The 13259-nt window shown below is 42.6% G+C and carries 11 protein-coding genes and 1 pseudogene; 4 read left to right on the top strand and 8 right to left on the bottom strand.

Annotation, left to right across the window (positions count from 1 at the left end; genetic code table 11):
• Positions 1-51: 51 nt before the first annotated feature.
• From prpC to J3491_RS07705, 4 genes are all read right to left on the bottom strand, one after another.
• Positions 52-1182, bottom strand: coding sequence for a bifunctional 2-methylcitrate synthase/citrate synthase (prpC, locus tag J3491_RS07720; RefSeq protein ID WP_100749610.1), 1131 nt, complete (start codon positions 1180-1182; stop codon positions 52-54).
• Between the two features lie 112 nt (positions 1183-1294).
• Positions 1295-2188: a methylisocitrate lyase gene (gene prpB, locus J3491_RS07715; RefSeq protein ID WP_100749611.1), complete on the bottom strand. Its 894-nt coding sequence runs from the start codon at positions 2186-2188 to the stop codon at positions 1295-1297.
• Positions 2189-2607: 419 nt separating this feature from the next.
• Complete coding sequence (locus tag J3491_RS07710; RefSeq protein ID WP_100749612.1) at positions 2608-3915, bottom strand: NRAMP family divalent metal transporter; 1308 nt, start codon at positions 3913-3915, stop codon at positions 2608-2610.
• Positions 3916-4194: 279 nt separating this feature from the next.
• A complete protein-coding gene (locus J3491_RS07705) occupies positions 4195-5268 on the bottom strand; it encodes a LysR family transcriptional regulator (protein WP_207969733.1) in 1074 nt (357 codons plus the stop codon).
• A gap of 288 nt (positions 5269-5556) precedes the next feature.
• Here J3491_RS07705 and J3491_RS07700 point away from each other — a divergent pair, with 288 nt between their 5' ends.
• The 4 genes and pseudogenes from J3491_RS07700 (at position 5557) to J3491_RS07685 (ending at position 9328) form a co-directional block, all read left to right on the top strand.
• Positions 5557-6603: a hypothetical protein gene (locus J3491_RS07700; RefSeq protein ID WP_207969732.1), complete on the top strand. Its 1047-nt coding sequence runs from the start codon at positions 5557-5559 to the stop codon at positions 6601-6603.
• Positions 6604-7777: 1174 nt separating this feature from the next.
• Positions 7778-8089 (top strand): VOC family protein, encoded by a 312-nt coding sequence (locus J3491_RS07695; RefSeq protein WP_207969731.1) that lies wholly within the window; start codon positions 7778-7780, stop codon positions 8087-8089.
• Positions 8090-8155: 66 nt separating this feature from the next.
• Positions 8156-8798 (top strand): annotated as a pseudogene (gene catB / locus J3491_RS12100) (type B chloramphenicol O-acetyltransferase).
• Positions 8799-8863: 65 nt separating this feature from the next.
• Complete coding sequence (locus J3491_RS07685) at positions 8864-9328, top strand: NUDIX hydrolase (RefSeq protein WP_207969730.1); 465 nt, start codon at positions 8864-8866, stop codon at positions 9326-9328.
• A gap of 44 nt (positions 9329-9372) precedes the next feature.
• Here J3491_RS07685 and J3491_RS07680 read toward each other — a convergent pair whose 3' ends face one another.
• From J3491_RS07680 to J3491_RS07665, 4 genes are all read right to left on the bottom strand, one after another.
• Positions 9373-10047, bottom strand: coding sequence for a hypothetical protein (locus J3491_RS07680; RefSeq protein ID WP_207969729.1), 675 nt, complete (start codon positions 10045-10047; stop codon positions 9373-9375).
• 35 nt (positions 10048-10082) lie between these two features.
• A complete protein-coding gene (locus tag J3491_RS07675) occupies positions 10083-10922 on the bottom strand; it encodes a DUF3658 domain-containing protein (RefSeq protein WP_207969728.1) in 840 nt (279 codons plus the stop codon).
• A 296-nt stretch (positions 10923-11218) separates the two neighbouring features.
• The gene (locus J3491_RS07670; RefSeq protein WP_207969727.1) at positions 11219-11755 is read right to left on the bottom strand and encodes a hypothetical protein; all 537 of its coding nucleotides are present in this window, start codon (positions 11753-11755) and stop codon (positions 11219-11221) included.
• A gap of 30 nt (positions 11756-11785) precedes the next feature.
• Entirely contained in the window at positions 11786-12772 is a 987-nt protein-coding gene (locus J3491_RS07665) for a hypothetical protein (protein WP_207969726.1), read from the bottom strand.
• Positions 12773-13259: the final 487 nt, after the last annotated feature.

The raw sequence follows: 13259 nt of genomic DNA, 5'->3' as shown, positions 1-13259 counted from the left end.
GGATCATCCTTACTAAGAAGGGTTATTAAAAATAGCTGTTATTTAAAAAAATTAACCGCGCGCGCCGATGTCCGGTACTGGGCGCAGCTCTTCACCCGTATATTCCGCGCTTGGGCGAATGATACGGTTGTTGGCGCGCTGCTCAAACACGTGCGCCGCCCAGCCAGTTAAACGTGAACAGACAAAGATGGGCGTAAACAGCTTGGTCGGGATGCCCATAAAGTGATAGGCTGAGGCATGAAAAAAGTCAGCATTACAAAACAGTTTTTTCTCGCGCCACATGACTTCCTCACAGCGTACCGATACTGGGTATAGCACCTCATCACCGACGTCAGCTGCCAGCTTTTCAGACCAGCCTTTGATGACGACGTTACGCGGATCCGACTCGCTATAGATCGCATGACCAAAGCCCATGATTTTATCTTTACGTGCCAGCATGGCCATCATCTCTTTTTCGGCCTCATCCGGTGAGCCAAAGCCTTCGATCATGTCCATCGCAGCCTCATTGGCACCGCCATGCAAATGCCCACGTAGTGAGCCGATCGCACCTGTGACACAAGAATGAATGTCCGATAACGTAGATGCACAGACGCGGGCGGTAAAGGTCGAGGCGTTGAACTCATGCTCAGCGTACAAGATCAATGAGACGTTCATCACGCGCTCGTGTAGCTCGTTTGGCTTCTCACCTTTGAGCAAATGCAAGAAATGCCCACCGATAGTAGCATCGTCCGTTTCGGTCTCGATACGCACGTTGTCATGGCTAAAGCGATACCAGTAGTTGATGATAGATGGGAACACCGCCAACATACGATCGGTTTTATCATTTTGCTGATCAAAGTCGGTTTCCATCTCAAGGTTACCTAGCATCGAGCAGCCCGTACGCAGTACGTCCATAGGATGCGCGTCCGCTGGAATGCGCTCGAGTACGTCTTTTAGCGCTTGCGGTAGGCCTCGCATTTTTTTGAGTTTGGCTTGATACGCATCAAGCTCGCTTTGGGTAGGCAAGTTGCCATACAGTAGCAAATACGCCACTTCTTCAAAAATGCACTTGTCCGCCAGCTCAGAGACATCGTAGCCGCGATAGGTCAGGCCTGAGCCTGACTTGCCAACTGTCGATAGCGAGGTCTTGCCTGCGACTTGACCACGTAGGCCTGCGCCTGATAATTCTTTTTGTGCTGCCATGGTTGAATTCCTTTTTTTAGGTGGCTTGTTTGGGTAATTGACGAAAAGGGTGATGTCATAGTGATAAGCATTTACAATAGATACTTGTTGATTGACACTTATCAATAGATGCTTACTTGTTATCTGCAAACAGTTTGTCTAGCGTTTGCTCAAACTCATGATAGTTTAAGAAATCATATAGCTCCATGCGGGTCTGCATGGTATCGACGACGTTTTCTTGTGTGCCGTCATCTAATAGATGCTGATAGACATTGAGGGCGGCTTTGTTCATCGCGCGAAAAGCAGATAAGGGGTACAGCACCATATCGACACCCACTCCATATAGCTGATCGGTGGTGTATAGATCGGTCTGACCAAACTCTGTCATGTTGGCCAGTACCGGGATATCGAGCACATCGGTAAACTTGCGATACATCTCAATATCGGTTAGCGCTTCTGCAAAGATCATATCGGCACCTGCTTCTTGGAAGGCTACCGCACGCTCAACCGCCGCGTCCAACCCTTCGACCGATAACGCATCTGTACGTGCCATGACCACAAAATCAGGGTCGGTTTTGGCATCTAAGGCCGCTTTTAGGCGATCGACCATCTCTGAGATACTGACGATTTCTTTGTTTGGGCGATGACCACAGCGTTTTTGTGCCACTTGGTCTTCGATATGTACGGCAGCCACGCCCGCTTTTTCCATTTTTTTGATGGTTTGGGCAATATTAAAAGCGCCACCAAAACCAGTATCGATATCGACCAATAGCGGCGTATCCACCGCGTCAGTGATACGGCGCGCATCCTCTAGCACATTATCAAGGCTGGTCATGCCCAGATCAGGTAAGCCAAAAGACGCATTGGCCACGCCGCCGCCTGATAGGTAGATGGCCTGATGACCGACTTGGGTCGCCATCATCGCGGTATAGGCGTTGATAGTACCGACGATCTGTAAGGGTTGGTTTTGGTCGTTTTTTTGAGCCAAAGCTTGGCGAAAACGTGCGCCAGCGGATAAAGAAGTCATGTGGTGGTCCTTGTTATCGTTTTATGCAAAACACTGAGTATAAACAGTGAGGTTGATCGTATTGGTTTTTGATTATACCCAAATATCTACCGATGCGAAGACCCTACCGAGCTGGGTTTGTAAACTTAATATAACTTATCAGTTAATTTTTATTAAAAGTATTTATATTTCAAATAGCACTATCCAAAAAATCATTATTTCTTCGATTTATTATTCATATCCTTTAAGTCATTAAAGTACCGGCGAGGTTTTATTTACATTTATTTACAATTACATCTACGCTGGCAGGTTTTGACAAAGCAAAGGAGCAGGGGCGTTATCTAGTCGCCAAAAAAAAGCCCTAATAGCAATACTAAAAATGCTAAAAGGGCTTTTATCGCTTGAGCCTTATTCGTTTAACAAAGAGGTGCTTTTATGCTCTAGCCAAACATGCCAGTTAGGTTGGCTAAGAACAATAAAGCAAAGCTGGCTAAGAAAATAAGCCCAGCGATCGACCAAGCATTCATGCCAGCTGAGAGCTTTTTATGCTTTTTCACCAGTGAGTAGTTGAGCCAGCCAAAGATGGGTGCCGAGACAAAGGCGGAAATCATAGCAAACTTAAGCATCGCGCCGAGCTGACCTGTAAAGAAGGTAATGATTACCAAACCACCACCGATGGCATAAGTTGTCCAGAACGCGACTTGTTTTTTGTTGATTTCCTTTTCGCCTTTGAGCAAACGCCAGCACTCTGCGTTGGCACGGCCATAACCGTCGGCACAGGTGATGGTGGTGCCAAACATACACATAAAGGCGACGAAGGCGACCAGCAGCCGTGACCATTCACCGATGGTCGCTGTGTACATATTGATCAACTGATTGATATAAGCGCCGCCAACCAGCTCAATCTCTTGTCCTGAGCCGTACTGCACAAACACGCCAAGTGATAAGAAAAACAGTGCTAGTATCGCAGATACTGAGTAGCCGACATTAAAATCTAGCAAGCCCTGACGGTGGGTCGTATGATCGGTTTTAACCTTGGCAGAGGTCCACATAGAGGTAATGGCAGCAAACTCTAATGGCGCGGGCATCCAGCCCATCAGCGCCACAATAAAGCCTAGTGTCGCCAAATTCCATGGCGAGGCGGCAACAAAGTCAGCCGCCATCACGGTCGGCTTGCCAGCAGCGATGATGACCGCCGCAACGGTAGCCGTCGTGAGAGCAATCATGATCCATTTGGTCACGCCATCGAGTAACTTATAGTGACCTGCAATCAAAAAGAACCAAGACACGGCCACAATGATGAGCGATAACGTCATCGTCGATAGACCAATAGAGGCGGGCAGCATAAAGCTTAATATCACCGCAGCAATCAGTGACACAGCGCCGGTACTGATGACGGCAGACAAGACAGATAGGATAAAGTACACCCAAAGATAGACCCTTGAGCGCTTGGCATAGCCAGCAATCAGACTCTCACCTGTGTCATAGACATAATCAGTACCAAAGCGAAAAAACGGATACTTAACGACGTTGGCCAAAATAATCATGATCGCAAGCTGCCAGCCATATATCGCGCCAGCCTGCGTTGATGAGATCAGATGCGAGCCGCCGATAGCGGCCGTCGCCATCAAAATCCCTGGACCAAAGATACGCCAGCTAAAGCCCTTGGGCTGCTGCGCCTCATCGGTTGCGCTGTCGGTTGCGTCGGTGCTTGCAATGCGAGAGTTGTTGAGTGGTTGTGTGGACATGAATACCTCGAGATGTTTGAACGGCAAATCATCACTTACCTGTGTCAGTCTGCCAATGAACGGTCATGAACGTTTTATTACCTTTAAATAAAACGATTCATATTGTATCGACTTTAGCACACCGAAGCTGTTCAGGAGAATGATTATTCTAATAATTATTACTAATTGTTTGCATGCCCATTCTCGATAGTTAGCATAATTGCATGTAAATATCAAGAGTTTGGACGAATTTTTTTTGGCCGTTCTTTATAACATAATAATCGTTCGATATCTGATAATTTAAGACATCGAGGCAAATTTTTGTGGTCGATAGGTGATACCGCGCTGCTCATATACTTGATAAGTCGCGGTGAGTAGGTCGGGGATGCTTGGATGAACGCAGTCTTTGAGCGTATGTAAATAAATCGGGGAGGTGGCGTTTTCGTGAATGAGGCGCTGATAGCTGATCTGCTCGGTACGGACCGTGCTTAGGCTGGCTGGCACCAGCGTGATTCCTTCGCCTGCCGCCACTAGGCCCAGTGCCACTTGTAAGTCACTCACTGTGGTGGTCATAAATGGTGATACACCGTATTGGGCAAATAAATGCAGCAGCGGCTCGGTGATCGGCTCGTTTTGTCCTAGCGGCGCTTGAGCATCCGATGACGTACGCTGTTGGGCTGCAAAATCGGTATCGATTGGAGAAGAGGCCGAAGAGGCCGGCAACTTAGGTTTTGATGACGAAAAATCCGTCGATACTTTCGATACGGTTGTGGCTATCGGTAGATGCGTTTGATGGTATAAAATCAGGCGGTTATTTGCCAAATCTATTAAACGCTGCGCGCGCACCTGTGCGAGCGGATGCGCCTTGGGCAAGGCCACCACGTAGCGCTCATGACGCAGGAGTATCTGCTGAATCCAAGGATCTTGGTGAGCAAAGCGCCCAAAACCGATGTCAATCTCGCCAGATTTTAGCGCATCGATCTGCTGATAAGAGCTGATGTCTTTAAGATTGACATCGATATCAGGGTTTGACTGCTTTAGGGTGGCGATAATGTCGGGTAGTAGCCCATATAGCACCGATGGCACAAAGCCGATATTGAGTGTGCTACTGGGCATAGATAAGCGCTGAGTCATGCTGGTGACTGTCTCAATCTCTGTCAGTACGGCACTGATTTTTTCATAAAAAAACGCCCCCGCATCTGTCAAATGCAGCGGCCGATGGTAACGATCAATGAGCACCACACCCATCTCTGTCTCAAGCTGTTTGAGCAGGCGACTCAGACTTGGCTGCGACAAACCTGTCTGGGTTGCCGCTGCGCTAAAGCTGCGTAGATCTGCAATCGCAATGAACGCCTTCAGTTGTTTTAAATCCATATCTGGGTGCCTGTTATATCTATTGTTGTCTTTATACTGTATTTTAGCCGTTTGATTTAAAACGTTGGCAACGCGCCTGATATGATGAAAGAACCATCATACGTTTGAGACGTACGTTTGAAAAAATCAAGCGCGCCCTGTAAAGGTAAATAGGTAAAGCCTACAAATTGTGCTTGAAGATAGAGCAGTAGGCAATTATATTGGCCGTAACGGTGCTGTTACATTTGGCAAATAAACTGTATTATCCTTTATCTGATGGTAATAGTATAACTGGCTCGGTATCATTCTATGAACGATATAAATAATGACAGTAGTATTGATCTTGAAGCAAAGCTTGACACAAAGTTGGCAAAAAAGATTGCCAATGCTAAAAATCGTAGAGACAAGCGCAATGGTGATATCTACAAGCGTTTTTTGAAACGTGTGCAGCACCCTGAGTCTCATAAAAAACTAGAGCCGCTAAACAGCGCACGTCATCTGCCTACTTATGAGCCGCTGACCGACGAAGAACTGCAATTTTTTGCCAGTCAAGATAAGCATGATACCCAGCCAACAAAGCTGCCAAAAGAAGCGACAGCTGCGGCACCAGATACTGAGCGCGACAACGACACGCTTGATTTTACGCTGGACTTTTCTGAGCCAGATAGAACGACCACGACCTCTCACAGTGTATCAACGCCTGAGGGTGAGCTAGATACCGACAAAGGGACGGGCAGTGTCTTTAGCGCAGATATCGTAGAGGTGGATAGCGGCGTAGCGCCAAAGCATCACATCGACGACCATGAACCACAGGATCGTCAAGCGGCTGCCAGCACAGAGATTGAGGCTAGCAGCTCTCAACATACCGACTCTCAAAGTATCGATCCTCAAGCCGAGCAAACGCTGGCAAGTAAACGCAAACCGTCAACACTCATTATCGGTATCGGCTCAGTACTTTTGGCAGCGGCTGTGCTGGGTTATGCCGCCATCACTTATTTCTCTAACGATACAAAAGACAACCCTACACAAAGTACAGAAGCCACAACCCCTGATAATGACAATGCAGCAGCCACGGGCACTGTGGCTGTAGCGACTCAGCAAGAGCAAGATGCGATGACAGACACCAGTGCAACTGCTGATCATACAGCGTCAAACGACTCTGATGCAGCACTTAGCTCGGATGAATCAGACGCAATTGCCACAACCGAGCAGCCAGCGGATGAAAGTCAAGACAATGCTGCCTCAACCAGCGAGGATAAGGATTTGGATACTGAGTTGGATGCTGAGCCTGTGATTACTTACGAAGAATTTAAAGATGAGTCACAAACCACATTGTATCGCGAGACCAATGATTGATGATGTTCTTTGTAGGGTGGACTGACCAAGCAGTGCTTGGCGAAGCAATGTCTAATAAGCGCTAATATAATCACTGATCTAGTATTTTATAGACCTTATTTAACTTATGCGTACCTAAAGTTAGGTTCACGAGTTAAAAGAGGTAATTTCGTAGTAAAAACAATACCCTATAATGCAGAGAAAATTAAATGGTTCATGAACCTTAATGTGTAACATATTCTGAGTACAACAACCCTTATTTAAACTGTTGGGATTCTTAACTGAGACACCTATAAGCTTTAGCATTAAAAGTCAAGTCATCAAGTTACTACGACTGGACAAATCGTCACATTAGTGAGCAGTAGTTCCATCGCAATTAGGTTGAATTAATTATTAGAGTAGCTCATGATGAGACGAGTCAGTGCTATGGTGCATATTCATAATTAGTCCGATATTTTTACATATTAGAGATATTAACGATAGTCAGCACCTTCGATATTCTGTAAATAGGGTCTGGACTAAAACTTTTTTACCTTACTATTCATAGGGACTTCATTCAGTTTTCTTGTATTCAAGCTATATTAAGCCAAATATATGACGAACTGAACCACTAATGAGAAGGTTTAGACTTTATACATGATTGATCGTAGGGCTCCTATACTTTCAAGTCTTAAATTCTACAATATGTAAAGCATCCATATACATTACATATTAAATCGAATGAGTCCGCCATCCTTACATGTTGCATATATTAATTTAAATAAATTCAAATACTTAGAGAGTAACCCGTAATTATTTTAGGGTTTTTAGTACAAGCTATTAGTTAGCTTTGTAATAAATATCACATAGTTCTATGATGCGTAGCGCAATAGATAAGCTAGTTCAGCAGTTTGTTATAAGTAGTTTCATTATATCAGTCTGTTTTAAGTGATCTGTTAATAGGTTTAAGGGCTGAAATAGATAGTTCCGCTAGGGTATACCTCAGCACAACCAGCCAGGTGCTTTTACTGGTTCGGTTCCCTAGTGAGGACTTGAATCTTTGGTTGTGTGCTAATAATATCAACGGTTTTCCTACCTCAAATAGTCTCAGTGTGCTTCATAGTGTGCTTCATGGTGTACTTACCATTCATACTCTACTTGTAACTGGTGCGCTATACAGACACTGAACTAGCAAATGTATAAGGATGGTTTAGTCATGAAATTTAATCATATTGGTATTCCAACGCAAGATAATTTTGAAGGTGAAATTGATTTGCCTCACCTAAAAATGACAGTTTCGGACCACGAAAATAATCCATATGGTATCCAATGGCAACGCTACTGGCAGGGAGCGCCTTATCCTGATGTGGTTAAAACCATACCCCACGTAGCGTTTGTAGTAGATGATCTAAATAAAGAGTTAGAGGGTAAAAAAGTGATCATTGAACCCAACTCACCAAGTGAGGGGCTAATAGTGGCTTTTATCGAAGTAAATGGCGCACCTATCGAACTTATGCAATATTTATGAGCTGATCCGAGTTTGTCAGAGTTAGGCTGGTTACTGAAGTGAAAGCATTAAAAAGGTGTTGATAGAATGAATAATTACTTTGAAAGTCCCTTTAAAGGCAAATCCCTTAAAGAGCAAGTCACTAACCCTAATATTATCGTGGGTAAGCACAGTTACTATTCAGGGTACTATCATGGACATAGTTTTGATGATTGCGCCCGATATTTATCACCAGATCGAACGGACGTAGATAAATTAATTATTGGGCGTTATTGCTCCATAGGTTCAGGTGCCGTGTTTATGATGGCAGGTAATCAGGGGCATCAAAATTCTTGGATAAGCTCTTTTCCGTTTTTTATCAAAGTGAGGATAAGTTTTTTGGAGCGAAGGATGGGTTTGAGCGTTCAGGAGATACTGTTATTGGAATGATGTTTGGATTGGTTCAGAGGCCATGATTATGAGTGGCGTTACTATTGGTGATGGCGCTGTTATTGCTAGTCGTGCTGTCGTTACTAAAGATGTCGAGCCGTATTCAATTGTAGGTTCAAACCCAGCTAAACATATCCGCTATCGTTTTACAGAGGTTGAAATAGCTCAATTGTTAGAAATGCAGTAGTGGCTATGGAGTACAGATCAATTAAAGTCAGCTATGAAACTATTATGTTCTTCACAAGTCAATGCTCTTTACGATTATTGGAAAAGCCTACCGAAAGATGACTATTTAAAATAGTTCACTGCGGTGATCATTTAAAAAGTATGCTCTATACTCTATGTCCTATTCTCGATTGAGTCTTTATGTCTAATAAACTATGTAATGAACCTATAATACAATACGATCTACAGAACCTACGTCCAATAGTAGCTACTATTGGAGTACTTTTTAAAGATGGAAAGGTGCTTTTAGTCCGCCGTGCTAACCCACCCGATGTAGGTCGATGGGGTTTTCCCGGTGGTAAAATTGAACGTGGGGAAACGGTTAAAGATGCGGCTATTCGTGAACTTTATGAAGAGACAAGCATTGTATCAAATGCCTTCAATACATTTAACGCTGTAGACGCGTTTGACTTTGATAGTAGTGGTAAGCTTCGTCACCATTTTGTTCTGGTAGCCGCACTTTGTATTTGGGTTTCTGGTGATCCTCTAGCAGGTGATGACGCCCTAGAAGCTAGATTTTTCGATATTGAAGATTTGATCAATACAGATTTAGCCCTTAGCTTAGATGTTAAAGAGATAGCATTACAAGCAGCTGAGTTACTCTAAAAAGTAAGAATGTTCGATATCCTATACCCAAAGCCAATAAATAATTATTCTACAATCACATTTTCAATCAGGGTCATCTCTTCGCCCACTTTAAACGTCAGGTCGTGAAAACTGGATCTGACATTTTTATTTTGGTCAGTCTCTGTTGGGTACTGACGTATGTTGATATTAACAGTATCTTGTCCATCATAGCTTATCGCAGTCAGAGTGCTGTACTTGCCTAGGAGCTGTTGATCGTATTGAGTAATATTATTGGTAATATAATCTAGCTCGAAAAATCCTAAATACAGTGAGTTGCTGGGTAGGTTTGGATTATCTAGAGTAGACAGTGTTTCATCTGACACAGCGTTACTATTGGTTAATGTATAAGGAACGATGAACTTAACAATATTTTGATTTTTTGAGCCATTTAATGCGGTGATATTTCTATAGTCCAGTGACACTGAATAATTTTTATTATCTGCTAATACACCTCTCACATACGGTTTGCTATCTTGGCTGTCATTGGCACTGACAAACTCAGTTAACGCCACTTGATTCTTGTGGTCAGGAAAAGTGATATAAAACTGTCTATCAGTTTCGATACTAAACAGTTTCTGCATGACTTCAGATGGCTCTTTCTTTAATGGATTCTCTAGTCTTGTGTCAGCATACTGGCAGCCACTTAGCGTGATTAATGTCACTAACGCGATGATTGAGCTAGATTTCAAAACATGCATGATATTTTCCTAGAATTTAGGGCTGGTGATTATGATTAATCTCTGACTCGAACTTGTAACTGACGCGGCTGATCCAAATCTCCTTGATACTCAAGACTGGTATTTTGGATTAAATAGTAGACTCGAGCGATGATGAAAGTGTCTGTAATAAGCTGCTCGCTTAACCCCAGAACACGGCCAACTAGTGCCATCATTAATACAAAATTTCCTTGACCTTGTTCTTGGCATTGCGTCAGTATTTGTTTATCAAAATAATCTTCACTAACAGATTTGACTTCGTTGCTCTCAAAAACTCGTAATAAGCTATCAGGTCGCTTCGAGGACTTAACGAGCGTTTGCCATAATTGTGCATATTGCACGCAATCTACGGGATTGATCTTTTTTTCTTGATTATGCAGGAAGTCTAACATTTCAAGAGAACAGGCACCCACTCCACGTAGCATATGAGTGGAGAGGTTATAGTCGTTAATACTGATATGGTAGAGTTTATGCTCATCAATTATATGGCAACACAAATAGAGTAACGACCGTTCAGGCGCATTATCTCCATGCCATATAACCACTTTGTGGTAAGGAGTAAAGTCAAAGTGAAATAATTTACTGATGTCTTCAGTAATATCTACCAACCATTGATCTTCAACATTTACGTCAGCGAATTCTTCGAGATGCGCTATTTGTAGCATATCAAATAGATAGTTGGCTCGTTGGTTTAACAATTGATGATCATTGACTTTATTACCGTCATATAAAGGGCCAATGGCCAAATAGTCATCAAAGCACAATACTTCGTTTGTACCATCAAGCTTATTTTGTTCGAAATAATGTTTTAAAGTGCCAGAAGCTGATGCGCCGTTAGCAATATGAAGGGTAAGCATGACGTATGTCCTGTTTGCAAAAATAAGTGTCGAAAAGAAAAGCTTAATTTTTCATCGAGCACTGTTCTTAAGCTTCTTTATCTATGATTGCTTCGCTTATTCTTTATATATTGTTTGACTGAAATAATAATTAGAGCGATCAAAATTGGATAAATAATGAATATATCTACTCTTATTATCGCTCCAACTTGTGTTCTAGACCATATACCTATATAAATTTCCCATACAATACAAAAGACTATGGCGATTATCGTTGCCATTTGCACTTTGGTAATTTTTTTCACATGTCTTCTCTCTTATTTACTCTCAAGATAGGTTGGAAGTGCAGAAATATGTGCAAATACTTTAGATTGCTCATCCCATTTCCAGTATTTTTGCGTTTCTTCAGTATCGCCTGTTGGGGTCGGAATTACCCATACTGACGTTAGAATATTGCTTTCCTGTTCAAATGTAACATATGTGCCATTACCACCCCATTCTTTATCTTCTGGTAAAGGGTAAACCGTTCCATTTCGGCTATCGACCATCGCACCACTGACACAGCCTGAACCACAGCCCCATGTTATTACTACGTAATGGTTTGCAAAATTCACGTCCTGTTTCGCATATTCCCCACTAATCACAGTTCTATAACGTTTTGCAATTGGATGACTGTCGAAATTTATATTCGATTTTTCAATAGCTATTGGTTTAGCTTTTACCAGCGCCGTCTCTTCAAGTACAGTATCAATAGCGGTAGTATGCATAAGATCCGTATTTGCACAGGAAGTCGTGAATACAGTTAATGCTAAAACTAACTGTATTTCAAAGTTTTTGTGTAGCACTTGCTTCATTCTATTATCCAGTAAACTTTTAAGAGGGGTTTAAAACTCATTAACCGTGTCAACCACAAACTGACGAGAAGCTTCCCCATCCTTCATATCATACTGAATTTGGCGTGTTTTACCTTGTGGATTGGCATTGCTATCGTTTTCTAAATAGAGTGGGAAACGTCTAACCAATACATTCTCAACCAATGCAAACGCATCGTGCCCCATATAACCTTGTTTGAGTTTATCAGTCAGCTCTGGATAAGAGACTTGACTCCACGACAGCCCTTTATTGCTCGAATAAGCAATCACATCACCATATGAGCCACTACCCACACTTTGAGTGAATACTAGAATTTCAGGATATCCATCGCCATTCATATCACCCACATCGGCACTAACAACAGGATCGCTAATTGGTCGCTCGATAATGTCTTCGCCCATTGACTGAATCTGCAAGATATAGCCACCATTACCGTCAGAGGTGCTGGTCACTTGAGTAGAAAAATCACCATAGTTGAGTGAGGTAGCGTATTGCGAATTGTCCAATTGTCGAGTATCCAGCGTATCGCTTAATTTTTGATATACGCCACCAAGCGTTGCACCGCCGCTACAATAAAAAGCTGTTTTTTGTAGATGGGATGTTTCGCCTTCAATGGATAAGCTATTGTCATTAAAGCGCAAATAAACGGGGTTATTATCTACCCAAAACTGATACCGTCCATCATGAGCTTTATGAAGTACGGTGTCTAATGTACAAGTAGGTTTCTTTTTGTCTATGCGAGAACGAATAGACACACTAATAGCATCTTGACCAGCATCACGTACGCTGATCGCAAACCAGTCATAACCCTCGTTACGCTTTGTATAGCCATCTGTGACGTAATCGCCCGTTATATTGTTAGTATACTTATCGGTTACGGTTGTTGTAGGTAGGTCGTTATGTAAAACCGTTGTTGTCTCAAGGTCCTGTGTATTAGTGTTCTGGCACGCAGTCAGACTTAATAACAGCATGCTGGGCAGTAACGTTTTTCTCATCATAATTTTTATTCCTTCAGAAGATCGTTATATGGGCCATTCATAACAGCCCACATCATTTAGCAATTTAAAAAAACATTATCCATTCTTGGCGTGGAATATTGGTTTGTACCTATTTCTATCAATGAGGTCTAAGTCAGGGCACTAGGATAGTGGAGTTCAAAGCCTGTGACCATGTGTATTCAGTAATTTTTTTACTTGTTTATGAAAATTTGATGCTTACGCATAAGCCGCGATTTATGCTTGGGAAAAGCAGTGCTTTTGCATATAAAATGACAATAACGTTGCATTCTTTTTTGCTTTCCCGTTGCTAGAATAGAGTAGTACTAGATGCTTTCAAAACGATTCAAATTATCATTCGTAATACACCAGTTTTATCTTTACAATCTCACATCATTTACACTATCAGATAGATTTAAGGTGAGTATTCCATGCTTTTGAGTATAGTTTACATTATTGGTATTACAGCAGAGGCAATGACGGGGGCACT

This window comes from Psychrobacter halodurans, assembly GCF_017498075.1.
Classification (GTDB): domain Bacteria; phylum Pseudomonadota; class Gammaproteobacteria; order Pseudomonadales; family Moraxellaceae; genus Psychrobacter; species Psychrobacter celer.
Note: the sequence above shows the minus strand (reverse complement) of the source record. Positions and strands in the feature narration are given on the sequence as shown.